This window comes from Paenibacillus sp. FSL R5-0473 (assembly GCF_038004565.1).
GTDB lineage: Bacteria > Bacillota > Bacilli > Paenibacillales > Paenibacillaceae > Paenibacillus > Paenibacillus amylolyticus.
The window spans coordinates 1,139,006-1,164,076 of the sequence record NZ_JBBORL010000001.1; the positions used below are offsets into that span (position 1 = coordinate 1,139,006).

Sequence of the window (25,071 nt, forward strand, 5' to 3'; positions counted from 1 at the left end):
CGGTCACGATGCACGTACTGGCTCTCTAAGTTGCTAAAGGGAATTCCATCAATCAGTTAACTTATCCTAGCATGAACACGAAAGGAGCTGGCTGTGCATGCAAGCATGGTTCGCATCACACCCGATCGTAGCCTACATCGTCATCTTTGTATTGATTACTTACGTATATAATAAGGTGTTTCGGGTACGTCAGAAATTGCCACTTGGTAAGGAAATCGTTCTCTATATTTTGATGGCGATGGGCACATTCATGCTTCTTATTTTTCAGATCGACAAGCTGCCCATCATTCAATGTTTGCTGGTGGCGGTTGGTTTGATGTTATTAGTGAGAGTGCGTTATTTTATTGAAGGTCGTCAAAAGAAAAAAGCGGAAGCTGCCGCTCGAAACTCATAAATCCTGTCTTGTACAGACCATCCGTTTTCCTTAGGGAAAGCGGTTGTCTTTTATTTAGACAAAAACAGATGTGATAAAGGTGTTGAAGATATGAACTCAAATTCGAACGGACTGCCTCCACGGAGACAGGCACCAACGCAATCCGGTGCTTCTGGATCGAAGAATGGCAAGGGCAAGCAGCCTAAGAAGAAAAAGAGAATGAATGCTTTTGGCAGAATCCTTTTAAGTCTATTGGTTATTGCCATTGTGGTAGGCGGTGGATATGCGTACTGGGTATACAATCAAGTCGTGGATACAGGCATCGATAAACCGGTACCTCCCGGGATGTCAGCCACAACCAAACCGATCACGATGCTGTTATTAGGCACAGATAACCGTCCTGAAACTGGCACACATCTCTCGGATGTTGTTATGGTGGCTTCGTTGAATCCAGAGACCAAGACGGCAACCATTGTATCTTTACCACGAGACACACGTATTCAATTGGATGGGTACAAGTCGAACAAGCTGAATTCCTATTATCCAAGATTCAAAGCACAGGAAAAAACCACTGGCAAAAATGCAGAGGATCAAATGAAAGAAATGATGGGCAAGTATTTGGATGTAGATATCAATTATACAACCGTCCTGAATTTCCAGGCATTCCGTGATGCTGTCAATGCCGTGGGTGGCGTGGATGTGACTGTGGATAAAAATATGTGTTATAGAGATACAGCCGACGGTACGGATATCAATCTGGTCGCAGGCGCACAACATCTCGATGGTAAAACAGCACTAGATTTTGTTCGTTACCGCAAATCCAATTGTAATCCGAAGACTGATGAATCCAATGACTTTGATCGTAATAAACGTCAAAACCAAGTGCTGAACTCCATGCTGGATCAGATGAAATCTCTTGGGGGCATTACAAAGATCAGCAAAGTGATTGGTGCAGTTGACAAGAATATGACGACAGATGTGGAATCGGAACAAATGAAAAACTTTATCTCGACGTATTGGAACATTTCCACTTCGGATGTGCATTATACTCCAGTTACTGGAGAATGGAGAAGTCCATATGTGTATATTAATGAAACGGAACTCGCCAATGCCAAGCAGGCTTTACAAGATACACTTTCAGGTAAAGTAACGGCTTCACCTTCAGGCGAATAACCTTCATTCTTTTGGGATTGGAAGCACGTTAATCGGTATGCTATAATAACATAAACCAAGTACAAGAATTGCATAAAGAAGGTTAGGGGGCTGGTTGAATGTCCGAAGCCGTCACACAATTAACTGAATCTCTTTTACAGCAATTCAAGAATGAGACCTTTGTGCTTCTGAGCACTGTGGATGTAGAATCCGGAGGTCCGACTTCAACAGCCATCTCCTGGATTTATGCGGAGAATGCTTCTACTTTTCGTGTAGCAATTGATCATCGTTCACGTTTAGTGAAAAACATGATTACTAATCCGCTCATTACGGTAACTGTCTTTGGAGAAGAGACGGTGTACGCAGTGAACGGACGTGCTGCAGTAAGACAAGATCCGCTGCTGGACGTTCCATTTAATATGTGCTGTTTCGACATTACAATTGAAGCGGTGAGGAATGCTCTGTTTTACGGCGCTCAATTGTCCTCTGTGCCTCAATATGTCAAAATATATGATCAGCGTGCTGCTGAGAAATTAGATGAGCAGGTTTTTGCTGCCATGAAAAAAGCCTAGTGAGAGATCACTGGGCTTTTTGTTGTCTTTTGTCCGATGAATGCAGCTGCTGCATTTGTTGTTTTTGATTCATGTGTTCATCCGGATTTTGACGGACTTTGACGTCTTTTGGGAGTTGAGGGATAATTCGTCCCACCATGTCAGCGAGTTCTGAAGCAAAACCGGAGATTGGGTGCCCTTGACGAATATGTTCACCAATCTCTTTAATTCGTTCAGTGACATCTGCATCAGCAGTAACGATGGAATCTATACCTTCGGGGTCTTTGCGAAGTGCTTCGGCAACAGCGTACTTAATGGTACCCACCCGAGCACGTTCCAGTTCACCATCAACATCGATGCCAACTACGGCTGTATTACCGAGTATGACGCAGTTCGCATCTTCAACACCTTCTACTTGCTTGGCAAGGGCTTTAAGGTGATTGATTCGTTTTTCATTGGGCATCCGGCCACTCTGTGCATCATCCGCAATGTTGGTATCATGGACTTCACCTGTATTCTCATTGAGACGGTCCAAACGTGAAGGATTCATCCGATCTTCCTGTGCATTGAGCATGTGAGATCCTTTCCCTTGATCTTGCTGAGTTGTTACATTTCCTCCGTAACCTTTCGCATGTGTACCTTGATTCGGCGAAGCGCTGCGTGTGGAACTGTTGCAACCTGTAAGTATAAAGATCAGAAGCAGCGTGCAAACCCATATTTTCATAAATGTTCATCCTTTCTTGGAGTTTTTCAGAATGGTTGACAATTATTTTGCCCTAGTCGAATACATTTATGTATGGGATCATGATTGTCCATGCCGCTGCTGAAAGATCACACTATTCATGCCTTTAACGACGCCGCTTTGGAGGGGATTGAATGAAAAAGATTTTTGTATTGGATACCAACGTGCTTCTGCATGACCCCAATGCCATATTTGCCTTTGAGGAACATGAGGTAATCATTCCCGCGGTTGTACTGGAGGAGATCGACTCCAAAAAAAGAAATGCCGATGAAATTGGGCGTAATGCCCGTAATGTATCCAGACTGTTAGATGGATTACGAGAGCTGGGTCACTTGCACAGTGGGGTACCTTTGGCTAATGGAGGTAACCTGAAAGTAGAGCTGAATCATCGGAGTTTCGTGAAAGTTCAGGAAATGTTTGGTGAAGTGTCCAACGATAATCGCATTTTGGCTGTCGCACTGAATTATCAGATTGAGGAGAATGAAAAGGAAGTAGTCGAACGTCAGGTCGTGCTTGTCAGTAAAGATGTACTTGTGCGTATCAAAGCGGATGTACTTGGTCTGTTCACACAGGATTACTTATCAGATCGGACGGCAGGACTCAGTGAGTTATATCCAGGTTATACGGCCCTAAAAGTTCATCCGTCAGTGATTGATGAGTTTTACACATATCGTTTTTTACCAATCAAACCGTTACAGTTGTCTTATTCGTTGTATCCGAATGAATTTGTCATTCTCAAGGATGAGATGGGAACCAATAAATCGGCTTTGCTTAAAGTGAACACAGAGGGAACAAAGCTGGAGCCGCTTTTCCTCAGTAATGACAATGTCTGGGGCATTAGCGCACGTAACGCACAACAACGCATGGCACTGGAATTGCTTTTGAATGATGACATCCCGCTTGTTACCATCACCGGTAAAGCCGGAACAGGGAAAACCTTGCTGGCACTTGCAGCAGGTCTGCTTAAGGTAGAGGATGATCATAAGTACAAAAAACTGTTGATCGCTCGCCCTGTCGTTCCAATGGGGAAAGATATCGGTTATTTGCCTGGTGAGAAGGAAGAAAAACTTCGTCCATGGATGCAGCCAATATATGATAATCTGGAGTTTTTGTTTGACACCAAAAAAGCCGGAGATATCGATAAAATCCTAATGGGGCTTGGCAGTATTCAGGTGGAGGCCTTAACGTATATTCGTGGAAGATCGATACCTGGACAGTTTATCATTATTGATGAAGCCCAGAACCTGTCGCGCCACGAAGTGAAGACCATTGTATCAAGGGTCGGTGAAGGCAGTAAGATTATTTTGATGGGAGACCCCGAACAGATAGACCACCCGTATCTTGATTCTGCCAGTAATGGTCTGACGTATATCGTGGAACGGTTCAAACAAGAGGGAATCAGCGGACACATCATGCTCGAAAAAGGAGAACGGTCCAAGCTGGCACAGCTTGCAGCTGATTTATTGTAAAATTTAGGGGATTTATTTCCCGGAAAATGTTGTTATGGAAGCCGGCTCCTGAAGCCGGCTTTTTGCTGAAAAAATAAGTAAGCGTTATTACACAGAACTCGATATGCTCGTATTATGCAAAAATCCGAAAAAGTGTTTTTCGGCAGGGTAGGACAAGAGTACTACTTATTTGTTACAATAATTGCTGCAGGAAAAAACTAGGTGAACAGGGAGGGAAGTTAATGAAGCGTAGACATCAGGTTGTTTTATTCGCGGTATTGCTGCTTTCGTTAACGATCTTGTCACCGAGTTTTGACTTTAGAGGTTCGCAGCTCAATCAGGAACGCGATCAGGAGAAGGATGCTTTTCCTGGGTCTTCGTCCCGTAATGAAGATGCTCAAGCTCCGCTGGAGATTGTAGTGGCCATGTCGGATGAAGAGTTCCAAGCCTTTCAAAAAATAGCCAAAGAAGTTGCTGCCTCCCAGCTGGTAGAGATTAATCTTCGGAATGAGAAGCCGGATACATATAAGCATGTTTTGGATCTTGAATTTTCACTAGGGGAGAACGGTGATGTTGTTCTGCTTGATAGTGAGGAAGTGCAATACTATGCCCAAAAAGGGTACCTGTATCCGTTAAACGGAACAACATTATCGAAGTCGCTAGGAGATACGGTAGTTGGGTTACGGGGAATGACAGAGTGGAATGGTTATCAGTGGGGAATGCCTTTTGATTTTGATCCGTACATTCTGGCTACACAATCTTCATTTCTGAAGAGAGCTGGTCTGGAGTCATTACCCCGCAATAAAGATCAGTGGGTCAAACTTACTCAACAAGCCGTTGCGGAAGGCACCCCTTTAATTATAATGAACATCAATGATATGTACGGGACAAATGCGTGGCTGAATCATTTGGAACCGAAAATGGCACCAGACCAAGTTAAACGAACACAGATAGATTCGCAAACGGGGAATCTTCAGCAGGGGATTCAGTTGATGAATCAGATTCAGCCCCTTATTAAGCTGGAGTCTACCAATTCAGAGTTCTCTCCAACTGCTGACCAGAACGGCACACCGATGGTTGTATCATTGTTATCTCAATTATTAAGTGCGGATCAAGCGAGTGCAGTTGATAAAGATTCTTTGGAGCGGATTTCTTTCGAAACCTTGGAAACCGTAAACTCCAGAAGCCTTGTTATTACTGCGGGGTCGGTTGAGGCTGAGGAGGCCAGTAGATGGATTGAAGGAATGACGTCCGCTACGACACAGCTGAAATGGTACCAACAGGTTAACCGGTTGCCCGCAAAGCAACAGGAGCTGGATATGGAGTCTGAGAAACTCGTTGGACGTTATGACATGACAAAGGGACAATCCTGGTTCCCGACCACCCAAGATGTCCCTGCTGCAACGACCGAAAGTCATGCTCTAATAACTCGTTTTCATAAAAAAGTACAACAATTCTTAAAGGGTGAAATTACAGCGAATCAATACGTAGACAGTATTAGAACGACGAATTAACGTTAAGTTCGTGTTCAACCTCTTTAAAAGGATATAGCTAGTTTTACTTCCAGTATGCCTTCACTTGTTGAAACATCGGTTGCTTTGACAAACGACAGGATTTTCTGTGGATAGAACCCAAGGTCAAATTCTTTTTCAAGCATTCGGCGAGTGGTGTCTGGTAATTCAAGCTGGTTGAATACAAGTTTGTCCACATGAAAACGAATGGAGTTTTGGGGTTCATTTTCTACCGTATAATGTCCTTCTATGCTTAATTGCAACTGATCCCGCTGACCGGAAGCTATAATCTTATCCTGATTAAACTGAAAGGCAAAGTCTTCAAAGATTGAATTTTGGGAACGAAGAAATGCATTAAGCTCATCCTGCCCAATTCGAATCGTATACGTTGTTCCAGTCGTGGATATTCCTCCGTTTTGTTTTTGGATAAAATCAGGCAGGTTCTGCATGGCAGATGCCAATGCTTTGAAATATCGTTTCACCTCATAGATGCCTATATTCTCCCAATAAAGGGTTAATTCATCCATCAGTTTCTGAATCGCTGCCGCATCTCCGCTGGTGGCTATTTGGGCATCCACTTCTTTTTGCAAGGCGACTACACGTTCCCGCTGGTTTTGAAGATTAGTCTTCATTTCGGTTAATTCTGTTGTAGTCTGACGAATCTGAGTAGAAGTCTGTTGCAGATTGCGATAACGGTCCTGATACTTGTCCAGCACAGCCTGATCCCGTCCGATAATAATCTGGTAATAATCATACAGTACAAACAGGTCTTTGAATGATCTGGCTCCCAGGACCGTCATGAGGAGGCTGTCGCGTTCTCCTGTGTAGTAGGACCTCACTACAGCTCCGGCCCGATCTTGCTGAATATGTATCTGCTCTTCCTGTTCCTGCAGCTGGACGGATAATGTCTCGTGTTGTTGACCCAGCTGCTTCTGCCTTTCGGTGATGCGTTCGATTTCATGATCGATTTCAACGATGGATAGACTTTTTTGTAATATCTCACGTGTATCCTCAGGTGAAGACTCTCCATAGGCATAGGCTAAAGGTAGCTGGAGGAATAAAATGATGCATAATATAAAGGCGGAAATGCCGTGTTGACGTTTCACCGATCCATTCTCCTTTCCACTTCTTAAATGACAATCGTACAGGCTTGTTGTCTTCCAGACAATATATGAAACAAATACGTGAAATATCCTTAGTGGTTACATAACACCATAAGCATTCATTTAATCTGAACACAACAAAAAAGCAACCCGACAGATATCGGATCACTTTGATGCTGCAGGTGGATTAGAGCGGCAACCCCATTTCGAATACGGTCCAGTAGCTGAACCCCGTGAATGTTACGATCATATAACCCCAGAAGAGCAATATGTACGTTCGCTCGGTAAATTTCAAGTATCCCAAAATGACAAAAAACGCAGTCTGCAGGAAAAAAAGCAAAGCCATTTCGACCAGATCTCCCGCAAAAGCCATCAGGCCAATTGCAAGCGTGAAGAACCCGAGTACCCGAAACATGCGTGCCACGGTAAATCCTCCTCTCCTAAGTACGTTCATAGATTGTCTACACAACATTATACCGGGAAAGGAAAAACGTGTAAACAAATTTGGATATGAAAGCGAATTCTTTTTTTCTCAAAGTAAGTATAGAGGGATATGTTTTACGTATGTCACGTATGAGCAAGCCTGAATGTGGAAATACATTTTAGTATGAAATCAATTCTATGAACTCTATGAGAGGCATAAGAATGAATGAAGCAGCTTTTATACCTAATTCACATACCGGGCTTCCGGTAATGCGGACGGTTATTTTAGGATGTTGTTAGGAGGGTATTATAGCATGACTGCAGTGAGACAGGATGCTTGGAGTACAGAGGACGATTTGATATTGGCTGAGGTTACTTTGCGTCATATTCGGGAAGGCAGTACACAATTGGCCGCTTTTGAAGAGGTGGGCGAAAAAATAGGCAGAACATCTGCCGCATGCGGTTTTCGCTGGAACAGTTGTGTACGTAAAAAGTATGATTCTGCCATCAGTAACGCCAAGGCACAACGACAAAAACGAAGTTATCTCAGAAAGCAACCAGCTATGCTCGGACCGCAGGTTGCAGCACTGTCTACACTGGACACTGAAGAACATCTGTACAAATCAGATGGGATCTCAGACGATTCATTATCGATGGATGCAGTAATCCGCTTCCTGCGACAATGGAAGGGAACGGTGCAGGAGAGTAGTCGTCAACTCAAGATGCTGGAGAAGGAGCTTCGGGAGAAAGAAGATGAATTGCTTGAACTACGTCTTGAGAATGACCGTCTCTCCAAGGAAGTGAATGAAGTACAGACGGATTACCGTGTGGTGAATGACGACTACAAAGCTTTGATTCAGATTATGGATCGGGCTCGCAGACTCGCATTTTTGTCCGAAGAAGAAGAGGAACTTAAGACACGTTTCAAGATGGATGCCAACGGGAATCTGGAACGAATTGAATAACAAATTCAGACGTTTGATTTGTGAAAGTCAGGTATGAACCCGCCACACCTCCGTTACACAACGGCAGGTATGACGGGTTTTTAGTTTGGTGTTTTTGTTCTATTATAGATAATAGAAGAGAAACTACTGAAGCGGAGAGGAGTGCATCATATGATCATTGACATCGTAGGAGCGGGGGCACTTGGTCTTTTGTATGGCGGGAAACTGCTGGCGTCAGGTAACCAGGTCAGATTTTGGACCAGAACAACAGCTCAGGCAGACCTCCTCAGCCATAATGGAGTAACCATTGTGGAACAAGACGAGGAAATACATATTCTACCGGATCAATTACAGGCGAAACCAATAAGTAAGCTGACTGACACATGGAAGAAAAAACCAGGAGAATGGTTATTGCTCATGGTTAAGCAGACAAGCATTGATGATTTCATTCATGAGATTAGTCCATTACAAGATCATGTGCTGAATGTCGCTTGTTTTCAGAATGGGATGGGCCATCTTACAAAACTTCAAGCAGCTTTGCCAAAGTCGCTTCTGTGTAGTGCGGTTACAACAGAAGGTGCGAAGCGAACACAAAGTCAGGTGACTCGTGCAGGTACAGGTGAAACTAGGCTGGGGAGGTACAACATACATATAGGAGCTTCTACCTCTATAGAGGAGAAGAGAACATTTACTCTGTCGGGATCGTTGCAGCAGGCAGGATTTGACTGTACAGTGTCGAATGAAATCGATAAGCTGATATACAGGAAACTATTGATTAATTCAGTCATTAACCCGCTCACGGCACTATGGCGAATCCCTAATGGAGAATTGATCGTCAAGGAAGAACGAAAGAGGCTAATGCGCCAGTTATATGATGAAGTATTGTTAATCTACTCTGCAAGTGGAATATGTTTGGATCAGGATATGTGGGATCAACTGATATCGGTCTGTCGTTCTACTGCCACGAATACTTCCTCCATGCTTGCAGATGTTCTCGCTGGACGTGGTACAGAAGTGAGGTCAATTAACGGTCATATTGTAAAGATGGCACAGAAGTTGGACCTTTTTGCACCTACACATGAAATACTGCTTCATCTGATTGAAGGAATGCAACCGGAAGGAGTGAATTAATGGGACTTTTTATTGTGTTGAGCATATTGCCCTTTTTTCCGTTCTTTCTTGTCTATTGGGGCATGTACGTATGGAAAAAAGACAAACGTAAAGCATTGCGAATGGCAATGGATGTAACCACTTTTTTTCTTGTATTTTCAGTTTCAGCGTTATTCAACTTAACATTTGATTCGAATTTTGGTTTTTATCTGACATTAATACTCATACTAGTAGCACTTGGATTCATCGGGGGTGCGCAAAATCGACTAAAAGGGAAGGTCGATAGGGGTAGAATGTTCCGGGCCGTATGGCGCATGTCTTTCGTCATCATGAGTTTCGGGTATGTTTTGTTTACTTTATTTGGATTATTTAGATACTTCATGCAACAGATGTAAGGTTACATAACGCATAAGAGGCAAAAAATGTGTCGATTTTGTCGAAAACTGAAAAAAACATTACTTTCTGAAAAAGTAATGTAGATTTTTTTGACCGGTGGTTGTATAATCTATAAACATATAAACCATATCAATTTAGGGGGAACGTGTTAGATGAAAAGGAAAAGTCTATTAGTCCTTTTGACGCTGATTTTGGCGTTCGGTACCGTACTTGCAGCGTGCGGATCGAAAAACGAAGGCACAGGTAACACCGATACTGGTTCTGCAAACGAAGGAAATGGTCTTGCTAAAGATCAAATTCTGAAAATCAACCTGTCAGCTGAACCTCCTACGTTGGACCCGGCTCAAGCAAAAGACAGCCAAACCAACACAGTTCTGAAATTCTTGTATGAAGGTCTTGTTCGCATCGATGCTGATGGTAAAGAACAAGCGGGCGTAGCTAAAGACTGGACAATCTCCGAAGATGGTTTGAAATATGTTTTCAACCTGAACCCGGAAGCTAAATGGAGCAACGGTGATGCAATCACTGCCGAAGACTTTGTTCGTTCTTGGGAACGTGCTTTGAAACCGGAAACAGCTTCTCCATATGCATACCAATTGTACTATATTAAAGGCGCTGAAGGTTACAACCTCAGCAAAGATGAAACATACAAAGGTACTAAAGTCACAGATTTCTCACAAGTAGGCGTTAAAGCTACTGATGAGCACACATTGGAAGTAACGTTGGAAAACCCAACACCTTACTTCTTGGGTCTGACAGCATTCTACACGTACTACCCAGTACATGCATCTGCTGACACCAATGACAAATTCTTCACAGACTACAAAAACATGATCGTTAACGGACCATTTGTAATGGATCAATACTCTAAAGGTCAAAAAATTGTTGTGAAGAAAAACGATGGTTACCATGCAGCTGCCGATATTAAATTGGCTGAAATCGATATGTCTCTGACAAACAGCAGTGCTTCCGAACTGCAAGCTTACAAATCAGGACAATTGGACTACACTGGTGCACCTAACGGTGAAATTCCATCCGACCAAATTCCTTCTGTAAAAGCGGAATTGCCGGACGAGTTCAAAGCTACTGGTATTGCAAGTACGTACTACTATCAGTTCAACGTAAACGAAGCACCATTTAACAACGTTAAAATCCGTAAAGCATTTGCAATGGCAATTCAGCGTCAGCTGATTGTTGACAAAGTTACACAAGGTGGACAAATTCCAGCATTCGGCTTTGTACCTCCAGGTATCCGTGGTGAAAACGGCGAATTCCGTGATGAGCACAAAGACGATTACTTCACTGAAAATGTTGAAGAAGCTAAAGCATTGCTTGCTGAAGGTATGAAAGAAGAAGGTTACACAACATTGCCAGCTGTTACGTTGATCTACAACACTAGTGATGGCCACGCAAAAATCGCTTTGGCGGTTGCTGACATGTGGAAACAAAATCTTGGTGTTGATGTGAAAACAGAAAACCAAGAGTGGGGCGTATTCCTTGAGAACCGTCAAAACCAAAACTTCCAAGTAGCTCGTGCAGGTTGGTCTGCTGACTACAACGATCCATACAACTTCTTGGAAATGTGGACTACTGGAAACACAAACAATGATTCCAAATTCAGCAACGAACAGTATGACAAAGATGTTAAAGAAACTGTAAAATCTGCTGATCCAGCTGCACGTATGGCTGCATTTGCTGACGCTGAGAAAATCCTGATTCAAGATGAAATGGGCGTTATGCCAATCTATTATTACACTAACGTATCTTTGACTAAGCCTTACCTGAAAGGTGTACAACTTGATTTCAGTGGAGCTATTGACTACACTCGTGCATATCTGGAAGAGAAATAAGTTGTTCTGAAGTCTAATATGAATACTTCGGGATATATATGTGGAATTCCATATATATCCCGATTTTTTGTATGTGCACCGATTTTCCTTATAATTCTTGAAATTTCCGATAAATGGATTGGACTTTATTTCTGTCTAATTCTACAATCGATTTGTATACAAAATATTGTTTGTGGAGGTGTGCAAGGGTTGGTTAAGTATGTGTTGAAAAAACTATTATTTATGCTGCTATCGCTTTTCATACTCGCATCTGCAACCTTCTTCCTGATGAAGGCTATTCCGGGTGACCCTTTTACATCTGAGAAAAAAGTATCGCCTGAAATTCGGGTCTTGCTGGAACAGAAGTATGGATTGGACAAACCGATGTATGAACAATACCTGAAGTATATGGGTGGAATCATTAAGGGAGATTTCGGAGTCTCAATGAAATATCTCAATCGAGATGTAGCCGGAATGATCGGCGAAACATTCACCGCTTCGCTGAAGCTTGGAGTGTTTGCAATTGTTATCTCCATTATCGTGGGTGTTCTGCTGGGCCTTATTGCTGCAGTTTACCATCGTAAACTCATTGATGATATCACGATGATCCTGGCTGTCATAGGGATAGCTGTTCCGAGCTTCTTGCTTGCGTCACTATTGCAGTATCTCTTTGCTACTAAATTAGGCTGGTTTAACGTTATGGGCTTTGATGGTCCATTGGATTACGTTCTTCCGGTTGCAGCGCTATCTGCATCTCCGATTGCTTTTATCGCTCGTTTGACGCGTTCGAGCATGCTTGAAGTTTTACATGCAGATTATATCAAAACAGCTAAAGCCAAAGGTTTGAAATGGCCTGCAATTATGTTTAAACACGTTGTAAGAAACGGTATTCTACCAGTAGTAACTTATGTTGGTCCAATGACAGCGAATATCATCACAGGTTCCGTTGTAATTGAACAGATCTTTAACATCGGGGGAATTGGTAAAGTATTCGTAGAGAGTATCACAAACCGTGATTACACTATGATCATGGGGATCACGATTTTCTATGGTATCCTCCTGATGTTGGCTCGTTTCTTTACGGATATCGCTTACGTGCTGATTGATCCTAGAATTAAGCTGGAAAGCCGGAAGGGGGCATAACGTTGTCTGGCACGAATAATAAAAAGAATGAAACGGCGAACACGAACCTGACTAGTCAGGCAGCGGTTAAACCGCAAGAAAGTGTATCCCTTTTTAAAGATGCCATGTACAGACTTGCAACCAATAAGGCTGCAATGATCAGTCTGAGCGTGTTGGTTCTTGTCGTGATTTTCTCTTTGATTGGTCCAACTTCTTTGTTTACAAGTTATAATTATTATTCCAATGATTTGTTGAATGCCAATGCAGCACCGAGTGCGGAGCACTGGTTCGGTACGGACGAGCTTGGTCGCGACGTGTGGGTAAGAACTTGGGTAGGAGCACGTGTATCCCTTACTGTAGGTTTGGCCGCAGCCTTGATTGACCTTGTTATCGGGGTTATTTATGGAGCGATCATGGGTTTCTATGGTGGACGTGTAGATGGAATTATGAACAAGTTTTCCGAAATCCTTTACTCCTTGCCGTACATGCTTGTTGTAATTTTGTTGCTGGTTGTACTGGAACCAAGTCTGACAACGATTATCATTGCCCTCACCATCACAGGCTGGATCAGCATGTCATGGATTGTGCGTGGTGAAATTATGCAACTCAAAAACAGAGACTTTATTCTTGCTGCAAGGTCCATGGGAGCAAGCACAGGGCGTCAATTGTTCCGTCATTTGTTGCCCAATGCAATTGGACCGATTCTTGTAACATTGACGTTGTCCATTCCAAATGCAATCTTTGCTGAAGCGTTCCTGAGCTTCCTTGGATTGGGTGTATCAGCACCAAGATCTTCACTTGGTTCTATGATCAATGATGCACTTACAGGCTGGACGCTATTCCCGTGGCGGATGTGGTTCCCAGCAGGTCTGATGGTTCTTACAATGCTTGCATTTAACTTGCTCGGAGACGGTCTGCGTGACGCACTCGATCCGAAATTACGTAAATAGAAACAGGAGGTGGGATTATGGAGCCGATTTTAACTGTCAAAGACCTGAGTGTGTCGTTCTCAACACGTTCTGGTGAATTTGATGCCGTTAAACATGTGAGTTTTGAACTTGGCAAAGGAGAGACGCTGGGGATCGTAGGTGAATCGGGTAGTGGTAAGAGTGTTACCGCCCAAACCATCATGAAATTGATTCCCTCCCCGCCTTCGAAGGTCAAAAGCGGAGAAATTACTTTTCACGGGCAAGACCTGCTGAATAAGACAGACAAACAAATGGAAGCGATTCGTGGTAAAGATATCGGTATGATCTTCCAAGATCCAATGACTTCATTGAATCCTACCATTAAAATTGGTAAACAAATTACTGAAGTATTGCGCAAGCATCAGAACATGTCCAAACAAGCGGCGAATAAAGCGGCTTTGGAGATGCTGGAACTTGTAGGTATTAAAAATGCGGCTATTCGCATGAATCATTATCCTCACCAATTCTCTGGTGGTATGCGTCAGCGTGCCATGATTGCGATCGCGCTTGCATGTCGTCCATCCCTTCTGATTGCGGATGAGCCGACAACTGCACTTGACGTTACAATTCAGGCTCAAATTCTGGATGTCATGAAAGACATGCAGCAAAAGCTGGGAACATCGATCATGCTGATTACGCATGACCTTGGTGTCGTAGCGGGTATGTGTGACCGTGTTGTTGTTATGAAGGAAGGCGAAGTTGTTGAAACAGGAACAACTGCAGAAATCTTTAGTAACCCTCAACATCCATACACCATTAAATTGCTGAATGCCTTGCCACGTCTGGACGAGCCCAAAAAGGAAAAACCAGCTCCGGCTGGTATTATCAAAGGCAGCAATAAGCCTCTGGTACAAGTGAAAAACTTGAAACAGTACTTTAATTTGGGTAAAGGTAACATTCTCAAAGCGGTCAATGACGTAAGCTTTGATATCTTTGAAGGTGAAACACTTGGCGTTGTAGGCGAGTCTGGCTGTGGTAAATCCACAACAGGTCGTACCATTCTGCGTCTTTATGAGCCAACTGGCGGAAATGTTAACTTCAACGGAACGGATATCTACAAGTTGTCCCCGCGCAAAATGAAAGAAATGCGTAAAGATATGCAGATGATCTTCCAAGATCCATATGCATCTCTTAACCCGCGTTTCAATGTTATGGATATTATCGGGGAGTCACTCGATATTCATGGTCTGGCTTCCAGCTCTAAAGAGCGCAAGAGACGAGTGGAGGAACTGCTTGATCTGGTAGGTTTGAATCCAAGTCATGCACTTCGTTATCCACATGAATTCTCCGGTGGTCAAAGACAACGGATCGGGATTGCGCGTGCGCTTGCTGTAGACCCTAAATTCATCATCTGTGATGAGCCATTGTCTGCACTGGATGTATCCATTCAGGCGCAGGTCGTTAAATTGCTTGAAGAACTTCAGCAACGTCTCGGCTTGACATACCTGTTTATTGCGCATGACTTGTCAATGGTTAAACATATCAGTGACCGTGTAGCTGTAATGTACATGGGTAAAGTGGTTGAGCTCGCAGAAAGTGAAGAACTATATGCGAACCCTGTCCACCCTTACACCAAAACATTGCTTTCCGCGATCCCTGTACCTGATCCGGAAGTGGAAGCGAACAAACGTCGCATCTTGCTGCCAGAAGAGCATATGAGCCCGATTCAGAACGGATCTGGCGGTCCTGCAAATGATCCGTACAACCTGGAAAATTCTCAATTGATTGAGGTTTCCAAAGGTCACTGGGTTGCAGAACCTTACGTATAATAGGAATATTAAAGCGATATGCTATTATTGATGTATTAAATGCCGCCGACTCGTTCGGCGGTTTTTTTCGTATTTTAATTACTTTCTTTTGACGAAGCGGCCCTGAATTCGGTACAATCAAGAAAGGCTCTTTGAAGCAGAATAGGAGGCAGACCTCATGAACGGTATTACCGAGGCACTCCGCAGCGGATCAAGACTTGCAGAAGATTATATCTGTTCAAGAGATGCTGCGCGTGGCCTTTACGAGTATGACATTCGCTGGGAATCAGGACTTCAGGCGCGTGCCGAGTGGCTGGACCAATCGGAAAACACACGTATTGATCGTCGTGATCTGGCAGAGTATTTACGTATATATAATAAGCGGGTGAACGACCATGGAGAGGTTCATGCGTCCATCACACGTCTTGCAGAACAAGATGCATTAGTGGTTACAGGAGGACAGCAGAGCGGTCTGCTCACCGGACCACTGTTCGTCATATACAAAGCCGCCAGCATAGTGGCAGCTGCGCGTGAAGCGGAAGAAAGACTTCAACGCCCGGTAGTCCCAGTATTTTGGATTGCCGGTGAAGACCATGACTGGGATGAGGTTAACCACACATATCTACCTGATCGTCAGGGAGACATGAACAAGGTTAAGTTACAAGGACGATTCGCAGGAAGGGATTCTGTGAGTAATGTTCATGTGGATACGCAGCAGTGGATGAATGTACTCGAACAGGTGGAACATCTTTTACCTGATACGATACATAAACCAGGACTGATGAAATGCATCACAGAGATCCATCAATCCAGTTCAAATCTGAGTGATGCATTTGCCCGCATGATATCTGCTTTGTTTGCCAGCAGTGGACTTGTTCTAATGGATGCATCGGATCCAGATTTACGCAGGTTGGAACAGCCCGTGTTTGAGCGGTTGATACGAAAAAATGAAGTGCTGCGCAGCGCATACACTCAAGGTGCTTCGCTGGTACAACAAGCTGGTTATGCTATGCCTGCCGAAGTGGCGGAGGATGGAGCTAATCTGTTCTACATTCATGAAGGTACGCGTCTGCTCTTGTTGTTGAAGGACGGTTTATATAGTGATCGCAAAGGTTTGGTTTCTTTCTCAGAGGAACGTTTGCTTCAGGAACTGGGAGAACATCCGGAGCGCTTCAGTAACAACGTATTGACACGACCATTAATGCAAGATTCCGTGTTGCCTGTAGCCGCTGTTATTTTGGGGCAAGGTGAAATTGCATATTGGGGTTTGACTCGGGAAGCATTCCGTCAGTTCGGCCTGCAAATGCCCATTTTGTTGCCGCGGTTGTCTTTCACCATTATGGAAGATATTCATCACAAACATATGAAACAATATGGACTTTCTTTTCAGGATGTTCAATATCATATGGAAGAAAAGAAGGAGCAATGGCTCGCACAGCAGGAGACGTTCCAGGTAGATGAACAGTTTGACAAGGTTCAGGAAGCGTTTCTTGATCTGTATGGACCGTTGCTAGATGAGATCGCGGAGATTCATCCGGGGCTGGAACGAATTGGCGACACCAATTTGAGTAAAATCAACGAGCAAATGCAGTATCTGAAACAACAGACTCACAAAGCTATCGAAGATAAACACAATGTGAGTCTAAGGCACTGGAACGGCATTCAGAACTCCTTATTCCCAACGGGCAAACCACAGGAACGAGTACATAATGCACTCTTTTACCTGAATCGTTATGGCACCGAGTGGATCGATGAACTGATTAAGGCCTCAAGTGAATTCCTTGGAGAGCATAAGGTTATTGCACTGTAGAGCCCTTTATAATAGAAGAAACACATAAACGAGGAGGACGTGAAATGACTACACCTGCATTGCAAAACAGTATTGTTAAAGATATGGGACTCGCTTCAGAGGGTCACCTGAAAATTGATTGGGTAGAAGCGCATATGCCGGTACTGAACCGCATTCGTCGCCAGTTCGAACAGGATCTGCCCTTCAAAGGTTTGAAGGTTGCTATTTGTCTTCATCTGGAAGCGAAAACAGCTTACTTGGCAAAAGTGATCCAAGCCGGTGGAGCAGAAGTGACGATTACGCATAGCAATCCATTGTCTACACAAGATGATGTTTGCGCAGCATTGGTGGAAGACGGCGTTACGGTGTATGCGAAGTACAATCCGGAGCCTGCGGAATTCAAATCACTGCAACTGCGTGCGCTTGAGGTGAAGCCTGATCTCATTATTGATGATGGTGGAGACTTTGCAACCATTATTGCATCCGAGCGCCCTGACCTCGCAACAACCATTCGCGGAGGAGCAGAAGAAACGACAACGGGTATTATCCGTTTGAAAGCATTGGCGAAAGAAGGCCAATTGAAGTTTCCGATGGTTGCGGTTAATGACGCATACTGCAAGTATCTGTTTGACAATCGCTACGGTACTGGACAATCTGCATTCGACGGGATTATTCGTACAACTAACTTGGTTATCGCTGGTAAAAACGTAGTGGTAGCAGGTTATGGCTGGTGTGGTAAAGGTGTAGCGATGCGCGCCAAAGGTCTTGGTGCAAATGTGATCGTAACCGAGATCGATCCAATCAAAGCGGTAGAAGCACACATGGACGGGTTCCGGGTCATGACGATGGTGGAAGCCGCCAAATTGGGCGATTTCTTTATTGCAGTTACAGGCAATAAGGATGTTATCACAGGGGAGCATTACGATGTGATGAAGGATGGAGCGATCCTGAGTAATGCGGGTCACTTTGATGTTGAAGTGAATAAACCTGAACTGGCTAAACGTTCCGAATCGATTCGCACAGTTCGTCGCAACATTGAGGAATATCGTTTTAAAGATGGTCGTAAAATGTACCTTCTTGCTGAAGGTCGTCTTGTGAACCTGGGTGCAGCAGATGGTCACCCTGCCGAAATCATGGATACAACGTTTGCTCTGCAGGCGCTTGGTCTGCGTTATGTAAGTGAGAATTATGAAAACTTGGGTAAAAACGTTGTTAATGTACCTTATGATATTGACCAGCAGGTTGCCAGCTATAAACTTGAAAGCCTGAATATTGGCATCGACTCCTTGTCAGCTGAGCAAGAGAAATATCTGGATAGCTGGAAATTTTAAGCACTATCCAATAATTACAAGCTGATGAAATGATTCAATAGGTATAGAATGGTTTATTGATGATATGGCTCATGTGCGGGTAGACATACGATTGCCCGTTTAAGGGAAGCGTCTTTGATCCTGAGTTACAGGATCAAGGACGTTTTTTTATGCTGAAAAATTAAAAAATCAAGTCATGCAAGAAGGGTTTTGATTTTTTTGTGCGAATCTATTATGCTTAGGTGGTGGAAAGTGGGGCAAAGTGGGAGAAACGGGTGAGGAGTGAGTGGGCCAATGTTTATGGGGGAGTTCCAACATAGCATTGATGATAAGGGTCGGGTTATCATTCCGGCTAAATTCCGCGAATCTCTGGGACCGTCTTTCGTTGTCACACGGGGTTTGGACCAGTGTCTTTTCGTGTACCCCATGGAGGAGTGGGGGGTCATGGAACAGAAGCTCAAAGCACTGCCATTGATGAAATCTGATGCACGTGCGTTTACCCGGTTTTTTTTCTCGGGTGCAACCGAATGTGAACTGGACAAACAGGGCAGGGTAAATCTGCCGGGCAATTTAAGAGAGTATGCCAAGCTGGACAAGGATTGTGTTGTTCTTGGCGTGTCGAACCGGGTGGAGATTTGGAGCAAAGGCATATGGGAGAGTTATTTCAATCAATCCGAAGAAGCATTCAACGACATTGCCGAAAAGCTGGTCGATTTTAATTTTGATTTATAAAGTCAGGAGGGGTGCAGGTTGTTTCACCACATAACCGTACTCAAAGAAGAGGCAACAGAGGGATTAAACATCAAGCAGGACGGTATATACGTGGACTGCACTTTAGGCGGTGGCGGACATAGCTCCGTGATTGCTTCCAAGCTCGGTCCAGGGGGACGTCTGATCGCACTTGATCAGGATGATTGGGCTTTGGATAATGCTCGCGAGAAGCTCGCAGCTTATGGAGAACGTGTAACATTGGTGAAAACCAATTTTCGGGATCTGGAACAGGTACTCAAGGATCTGGATGTACCAATGAAGGATGGTGTACCACAGGTCGACGGTATTTTGTACGACTTGGGTGTGTCATCCCCGCAATTTGATGAAGGAGAACGTGGATTCAGCTACAATCACGATGCTCCGCTCGATATGCGAATGGACCAGGATGCAATGCTGACGGCCAAAGAGATTGTGAATGAGTGGCCAGAAGAAGAGATTGCTCGAATTTTGTATCGCTATGGTGAAGAGAAGTTTTCGAGAAGAATTGCCCGTGTTATCGTGGGAAAACGAGCGCAATCTACCATTGAGACGACAGGTGAACTCGTGGAACTGATCAAGGAAGGCATCCCGGCGGCAGCTCGCCGTACAGGTGGACATCCTGCCAAACGCAGCTTCCAGGCATTACGCATTGCCGTCAACGATGAGTTGGGTGCGTTTGAAGAAGGCTTACATCAGGCTGTTCGTTGTCTGGCACCAGGAGGACGTGTATCTGTTATTACCTTCCACTCCCTTGAGGATCGGATATGTAAACAGATTTTCAGCAGTTATCTGGAAAAATGTACATGTCCACCCGATTTTCCGTTGTGTGTATGCGGCGGCAAGGGGACCCTGCGTTTAGTTAACAGAAAACCGTTGATTCCAACGGAAACGGAATTGACCGAAAATTCACGTGCTCGTTCAGCCAAGCTGCGCGTAGCCGAGAAATTGTAGATCAAGAGTGGAGGAGAGAATCGGAGTATGGCATATACACGTGGTAATCTCGCTGTAAAAGAAAAAGCGTCCCAGGAACGTGTGACCCAGCAACGATACAAAGAAACCACCAAAGTGGTGACCCGTCGTACGGGTCTTCCGGCACGCGAGAAGATTTTGTATCTGATTACCCTGGTTGCAGTTATCCTTGTTGGAGGAGCCTTGATGTCTCGTTATGCTCATATCTATGATCTGAACAAGCAGGCGCAGTCCACTATTTCGGATATCAAGGGGTATGAAAAGACGATTGCAGACCTGCAGGTGGAAAAAGAAACATTGAACAACCAGGTCATCGAAAATGCAAAACAACTTGGTTACGTTGAAGCTTCCGGTAAGGATGTCATTTATGTACCTCGCTCAACAAGTACGAAATCAACTGGCACTGAGTCGTCCTCGAATACAGCAAGCAGTAAGTAAAGAGGTGTTCCGATGATAAAAAGAATAAAGATGCGCACGTTGCTTATAGGGGGATGTATTACCCTCTTTTTTCTTGTACTCGTAACCCGAATCTTTTTCATTCAGGTTGTGAATGGCGGTGAATGGCAGAAACGGGCAGCCGGTTTGGTAGAGCGGGAACAGACGATTAAGGCTGCACGTGGAACGATTACGGATCGAAATGGTAATATTTTGGCTACCGATGCCCCTGCGTATACGGTTTCTGTTAATCCGTTATTAATTAATGAACTCGGAATTCAGGATGTTGTTACGGAGAAACTCTCTACCCTTCTTGGGAAAAATGAGAGTGAGATGCGTGCTTTGGTCACAGCGAAGAAAAAAGATGGTGAGTTTTTTCAGCAACGTGAAGTACGGAGTGAAGGATATAAGATAAGTCCAGAGCTTGCGGAAAAAGTCAACGAACTGCGTGAGGAATTACAAGAAGAGTACAAGGCTCGTAATGCAATTGTGATGGCTCAGGAGTCGAAGCGTTTTTACCCTGAAGAAACACTTGCTTCTCACCTCTTGGGATATATGAGCCGTGATGGGAAAGCTGTCAATGGACTTGAAGTCTCATATGATGAAGCGCTGACAGGCACAGATGGATATCTGAATTATCAGAAGGATGCCAAAGGCATTAAACTTCCGGATTCACAGGATAACTATTTGCCACCTCAGAACGGTAAGAACCTTACGCTGACCATCGATGATACGATCCAGTTCTACATTGAGGATGCAATGAAAGAAGCCGTTGCCAAGTATAATCCACTTAGCATGACGGTCATTGCTGCGGACCCAAACACGATGGAGATTCTAGGGATGGCGAACTGGCCAACCTTTAACCCGAATACGTATGGGAGTACACCTGATCAAAAGAATTTTATCAACCATGCTACCCAATCCATCTATGAGCCAGGTAGTACATTCAAAATAGTTACTCTAGCAGGGGCTGTTGAAGAAAAACTCTTCGATCCCAATGCAAGTTTTGAATCCAAACGCATGTATATCGGTGGTTTCCCGATTAGTGATAATGGTCATTCCTATGGTTGGATCTCGTATCTCGAAGGTGTCAAACGGTCAAGTAACATTGCTTTTGTTAACTTGGGTTACAACATGCTTGGCGGTGAACGTCTGCGTCATTACATAGACGAATTCGGTTTCGGCAAAAAGACGGGTATTGATCTGCCAAATGAGGCAGCGTCCCCGATCAAGCCACTGGTTTACAAATCCGAGATTGCTACGGCAGCCTATGGGCATGGTCTTGTACAGGTAACACCAATTCAACAGGTCGCAGCCATCTCTGCGATTGCCAACGGCGGCAAATTGTTGGAGCCACATCTGGTGAAGGAGATCAAGAACCCGAATGATGGAACAACGGAAGTCATCAAACCTAAAGTTGTCCGTCAGGTGATTTCCAAGGAATCTTCCAAACTGGTGAGCGGTTATCTGGAACAAGTGGTTGCAGATCAGACGATTGGTACCGGTCGTAACGCCTATATTGAAGGTTACCGTGTAGCTGGTAAGACAGGTACAGCAAGAAAGGTTGTTAACGGAGCATACAGCAAGTCAAAAGACGTTGTATCGTTTATTGGATTCGCGCCCGTGAATAATCCGAAGATTGCTATACTTGTTGTCATTGACCAACCGGATGGAACCAACATTGGGGGAGGAACCGCAGCTGCGCCGGTGTTCAAAAAGATTGTCAGCCAGACTCTTCAATACATGGGAATACCCAAAGATACAGCCAAAACTCCTGACAAAAAGTCAAAAGAAGTCTCTGTCGTGCAAGCCAAGGCGCCTGACTTAAGTGGCAAGACAGCCAAACAGGCCAGAAGCCAGCTTCTAAGCGCAGGTATTGCTTATGTGACTCTTGGTCAAGGTGATAATGTAATTCGGCAGTATCCGGTTGCTGGCGCCTCTATGAATCCAGGCCAACGAATCTATCTGCTAACGGAAGAAAGCAGCAAGATGAAGATTCCCGATCTAACAGGTGAATCTCTCCGGGATGCCCTTGAAGTACTTTCTCTCATGAAAGTGGGGGTTACGGTCAAGGGCGAGGGTTATGTCGTGAAACAAACCGAGCAGGTCGCAGGTGAACAGAGAACTGTACAGCTGAACTTGCAAACTGCCAAAGCTGCAGTGACAGGTATAGCCGATGAAGCTCCAATCTCTTCTGATCCGTCATCAGAAGCTGAAGTGAAGGAACAAGAGGCTTCGGGCGGAGAAGCTAAAACCGACGAAACAGACGAAACAGATAACAACAAGGCTCCTACCAATGAATCCGAATCCTCTGACGATCCAGCAACAAACGGAGCTACACTTCCTTAGGGAGCTCTGACAGCTTGTTCTAACCCCCGGTTGTCCTGAATATTCATGAATGGAACGAATGTCATGATTTTGGGACGAGTGGGGGGATCTTTTCGTGAAGGGATCAAGCGTAAATCTGCGGCGCAGGCTGCTATGGAGTTTAATGATTTTAGTTTTGTTATTTTCGGCCCTGATGATCAGGCTTGCTTATGTACAGCTCGGGGAAGGCCCTGAATTGTCAGCAAAAGCAGAAGAATCCTGGCGGCGTAATATACCTTACTCAGCCAAGCGAGGGGAGATCCTGGATCGAAATGGAACCTCTCTGGCTTATAATGTGACAACACCGACTATTATGGCCATTCCGGCTCAGGTTAAAGAAGCTGAAACGACGGCTAAAGCGCTGGCCCCATTGCTTGGGATGACGGAAGAAAAAGTGCTCGCAACCATCAAGAAACGAGAACTCATTGTACGACTACAACCCGGCGGCCGCAAAATTACGATGGAGAAAGCTCAGCGCATCCGTGATTTGAAGCTTCCGGGTATCGTTGTTGCTGAAGACAATAAACGTTTTTATCCTTATGATGATTTGGCTGCCCATATTCTTGGTTTTACGGGCATTGATAATCAGGGCTTAACGGGTGTCGAGAAGAAATATGATGATAAGCTGAATGGTTTGAATGGCAGTGTGTCCTACTTGTCCGATGCGGCCGGAAGGCTAATGCCGGGCTCATCCGAGAAGTATGTGGAACCGAAGGACGGCCTTAACCTCAAGCTGACCATTGATAAATCCATTCAGTCCATCATGGAGAGAGAACTGGATCAGGCCATGGTGAAGTTCCAGGCGAACTCAGCATTGGCCATAGCGATGAATCCGAAAACGGGTGAAATTTTGGGGATGTCCAGCAGACCGGGATACGAACCTGCCGATTATCAGCAATATCCCGCGGAGATATACAATCGCAATTTACCGATCTGGATGACCTACGAGCCGGGTTCCACATTTAAGATCATTACTTTGGCAGCAGCGCTTGAAGAGAAAAAAGTCAATCTGCAACAGGATCAATTTTTTGATCCCGGATATGTTGAGGTGGGTGGAGCCCGTCTGCGCTGCTGGAAAAAGGGCGGCCACGGAAGTCAGACCTTCTTACAAGTTGTGGAGAACTCATGTAACCCGGGCTTTGTGGCTTTGGGGCAGAGGCTGGGCAAAGAATCGCTCTTCTCCTATATTAAAGACTTTGGTTTCGGTACCAAGACAGGGATCGACCTCAGCGGAGAAGCCAGTGGAATTCTGTTCAAACTGTCCAGAGTGGGACCTGTCGAGCTTGCAACGACGGCTTTTGGTCAAGGTGTATCCGTAACGCCCATTCAGCAAGTAGCTGCTGTGTCAGCGGCCATCAATGGGGGTAAACTTTACAAGCCTTATGTTACGAAAGCGTGGGTCCATCCGGTCACCGGAGAAGTCATGGAAGAAGCCAAGCCGGAACTGGTTCGTCAGGTGATCTCGGAGAATACATCCAAACAAGTACGTGAAGCACTCGAGAGTGTTGTCGCAAAAGGTACCGGGCGTCCGGCATTCATTGATGGATACCGGGTCGGTGGCAAAACAGGTACAGCCCAGAAGGTTATCAACGGACGTTATTCCTCGACCGAGCATATCGTATCCTTTATCGGATTTGCACCGGCAGATGATCCACAGATTGTGGTCTATACCGCAGTTGATAATCCCAAAGGAATTCAGTTCGGAGGTGTGGTTGCCGCCCCGATTGTGCAGAACATCCTTGAAGATGCTTTGCATTATATGAATGTCCCTGTTCGGAAGGATCAGGTCGCCAAAGAATACAAGTATGGTGAAACCAAAATCGTGACAGTCCCAGACCTGACAGGAGCTACTGTTGAAGATCTGTACGAAGACCTGAACATGAATTTTATGCTGGCGAAGTCTGGCAGTGGTAAATACGTGATTAATCAGGCACCCAAACCTGGGGCGAGGGTAGATCAGGGATCAACCATCCGCATTTATATGGGGAATGTACTGAACGATGCACATGATCACACAAAGGATGAATAACG

General features: G+C 44.7%; 22 protein-coding genes. 19 read left to right on the top strand and 3 right to left on the bottom strand.

The features are described from left to right. Positions 1 to 97 precede the first annotated feature (97 nt). The 3 genes from MKY28_RS04910 to MKY28_RS04920 all read left to right on the top strand — a co-directional run bounded on the left by MKY28_RS04910 (position 98) and on the right by MKY28_RS04920 (position 2,097). Positions 98 to 394, top strand: coding sequence for a YlaH-like family protein (locus MKY28_RS04910; protein WP_036614990.1), 297 nt, complete (start codon positions 98 to 100; stop codon positions 392 to 394). A 90-nt stretch (positions 395 to 484) separates the two neighbouring features. Continuing rightward, complete coding sequence (locus MKY28_RS04915; RefSeq protein ID WP_340935182.1) at positions 485 to 1,546, top strand: LCP family protein; 1,062 nt, start codon at positions 485 to 487, stop codon at positions 1,544 to 1,546. Between the two features lie 98 nt (positions 1,547 to 1,644). Then, a complete protein-coding gene (locus tag MKY28_RS04920; protein WP_076318866.1) occupies positions 1,645 to 2,097 on the top strand; it encodes a pyridoxamine 5'-phosphate oxidase family protein in 453 nt (150 codons plus the stop codon). Between the two features lie 7 nt (positions 2,098 to 2,104). Here the strand turns inward: MKY28_RS04920 and MKY28_RS04925 are convergent, their stop codons facing one another. Next, positions 2,105 to 2,800, bottom strand: a complete 696-nt coding sequence (locus MKY28_RS04925; protein WP_076318867.1) for a YhcN/YlaJ family sporulation lipoprotein — start codon at positions 2,798 to 2,800, stop codon at positions 2,105 to 2,107. A gap of 152 nt (positions 2,801 to 2,952) precedes the next feature. Here MKY28_RS04925 and MKY28_RS04930 point away from each other — a divergent pair, with 152 nt between their 5' ends. Continuing rightward, entirely contained in the window at positions 2,953 to 4,287 is a 1,335-nt protein-coding gene (locus MKY28_RS04930; RefSeq protein ID WP_024628438.1) for a PhoH family protein, read from the top strand. A 221-nt stretch (positions 4,288 to 4,508) separates the two neighbouring features. After that, positions 4,509 to 5,780: an extracellular solute-binding protein gene (locus MKY28_RS04935; protein WP_340935184.1), complete on the top strand. Its 1,272-nt coding sequence runs from the start codon at positions 4,509 to 4,511 to the stop codon at positions 5,778 to 5,780. Positions 5,781 to 5,803: 23 nt separating this feature from the next. Here the strand turns inward: MKY28_RS04935 and MKY28_RS04940 are convergent, their stop codons facing one another. Continuing rightward, positions 5,804 to 6,883 carry a hypothetical protein gene (locus MKY28_RS04940; protein WP_340935187.1) on the bottom strand — a complete coding sequence of 360 codons (1,080 nt, stop codon included), beginning with the start codon at positions 6,881 to 6,883 and terminating at the stop codon, positions 5,804 to 5,806. Positions 6,884 to 7,067: 184 nt separating this feature from the next. Beyond that, the gene (locus tag MKY28_RS04945; protein WP_017687281.1) at positions 7,068 to 7,304 is read right to left on the bottom strand and encodes a DUF2626 domain-containing protein; all 237 of its coding nucleotides are present in this window, start codon (positions 7,302 to 7,304) and stop codon (positions 7,068 to 7,070) included. 313 nt (positions 7,305 to 7,617) lie between these two features. Between MKY28_RS04945 and MKY28_RS04950 the strand changes: the two genes are divergently transcribed. The 14 genes from MKY28_RS04950 to MKY28_RS05015 all read left to right on the top strand — a co-directional run bounded on the left by MKY28_RS04950 (position 7,618) and on the right by MKY28_RS05015 (position 25,069). Further along, a complete protein-coding gene (locus MKY28_RS04950; protein ID WP_036674824.1) occupies positions 7,618 to 8,268 on the top strand; it encodes an RsfA family transcriptional regulator in 651 nt (216 codons plus the stop codon). A gap of 150 nt (positions 8,269 to 8,418) precedes the next feature. Further along, entirely contained in the window at positions 8,419 to 9,378 is a 960-nt protein-coding gene (locus MKY28_RS04955; RefSeq protein WP_340935189.1) for a ketopantoate reductase family protein, read from the top strand. Further along, complete coding sequence (locus MKY28_RS04960) at positions 9,378 to 9,752, top strand: DUF3397 domain-containing protein (protein WP_036614898.1); 375 nt, start codon at positions 9,378 to 9,380, stop codon at positions 9,750 to 9,752. Before MKY28_RS04955 ends, MKY28_RS04960 begins: the two co-directional genes overlap by 1 nt. A 153-nt stretch (positions 9,753 to 9,905) precedes the next feature. Next, on the top strand, positions 9,906 to 11,603 hold the full coding sequence (locus tag MKY28_RS04965) for a peptide ABC transporter substrate-binding protein (RefSeq protein WP_036614896.1): 1,698 nt from the start codon (positions 9,906 to 9,908) through the stop codon (positions 11,601 to 11,603). 189 nt (positions 11,604 to 11,792) lie between these two features. Next, entirely contained in the window at positions 11,793 to 12,725 is a 933-nt protein-coding gene (locus MKY28_RS04970; RefSeq protein ID WP_036614893.1) for an ABC transporter permease, read from the top strand. Between the two features lie 47 nt (positions 12,726 to 12,772). Then, the gene (locus MKY28_RS04975) at positions 12,773 to 13,654 is read left to right on the top strand and encodes an ABC transporter permease (RefSeq protein ID WP_370511422.1); all 882 of its coding nucleotides are present in this window, start codon (positions 12,773 to 12,775) and stop codon (positions 13,652 to 13,654) included. A 17-nt stretch (positions 13,655 to 13,671) separates the two neighbouring features. After that, entirely contained in the window at positions 13,672 to 15,441 is a 1,770-nt protein-coding gene (locus MKY28_RS04980; protein WP_036614890.1) for an ABC transporter ATP-binding protein, read from the top strand. Positions 15,442 to 15,598: 157 nt separating this feature from the next. Further along, entirely contained in the window at positions 15,599 to 17,230 is a 1,632-nt protein-coding gene (gene bshC, locus MKY28_RS04985) for a bacillithiol biosynthesis cysteine-adding enzyme BshC (RefSeq protein WP_340935197.1), read from the top strand. Positions 17,231 to 17,274: 44 nt separating this feature from the next. Then, the gene (locus MKY28_RS04990; RefSeq protein WP_036674829.1) at positions 17,275 to 18,540 is read left to right on the top strand and encodes an adenosylhomocysteinase; all 1,266 of its coding nucleotides are present in this window, start codon (positions 17,275 to 17,277) and stop codon (positions 18,538 to 18,540) included. A gap of 273 nt (positions 18,541 to 18,813) precedes the next feature. After that, a complete protein-coding gene (mraZ, locus tag MKY28_RS04995) occupies positions 18,814 to 19,251 on the top strand; it encodes a division/cell wall cluster transcriptional repressor MraZ (RefSeq protein ID WP_017687291.1) in 438 nt (145 codons plus the stop codon). An 18-nt stretch (positions 19,252 to 19,269) separates the two neighbouring features. After that, entirely contained in the window at positions 19,270 to 20,220 is a 951-nt protein-coding gene (gene rsmH, locus MKY28_RS05000; RefSeq protein WP_036674830.1) for a 16S rRNA (cytosine(1402)-N(4))-methyltransferase RsmH, read from the top strand. Positions 20,221 to 20,247: 27 nt separating this feature from the next. Next, positions 20,248 to 20,676: a hypothetical protein gene (locus MKY28_RS05005; protein WP_036674831.1), complete on the top strand. Its 429-nt coding sequence runs from the start codon at positions 20,248 to 20,250 to the stop codon at positions 20,674 to 20,676. A gap of 12 nt (positions 20,677 to 20,688) precedes the next feature. Next, positions 20,689 to 23,022, top strand: coding sequence for a penicillin-binding transpeptidase domain-containing protein (locus MKY28_RS05010; RefSeq protein WP_340935201.1), 2,334 nt, complete (start codon positions 20,689 to 20,691; stop codon positions 23,020 to 23,022). A 94-nt stretch (positions 23,023 to 23,116) separates the two neighbouring features. Beyond that, positions 23,117 to 25,069, top strand: coding sequence for a stage V sporulation protein D (locus MKY28_RS05015; protein ID WP_036614879.1), 1,953 nt, complete (start codon positions 23,117 to 23,119; stop codon positions 25,067 to 25,069). The last annotated feature ends 2 nt before the right edge of the window (positions 25,070 to 25,071 follow it).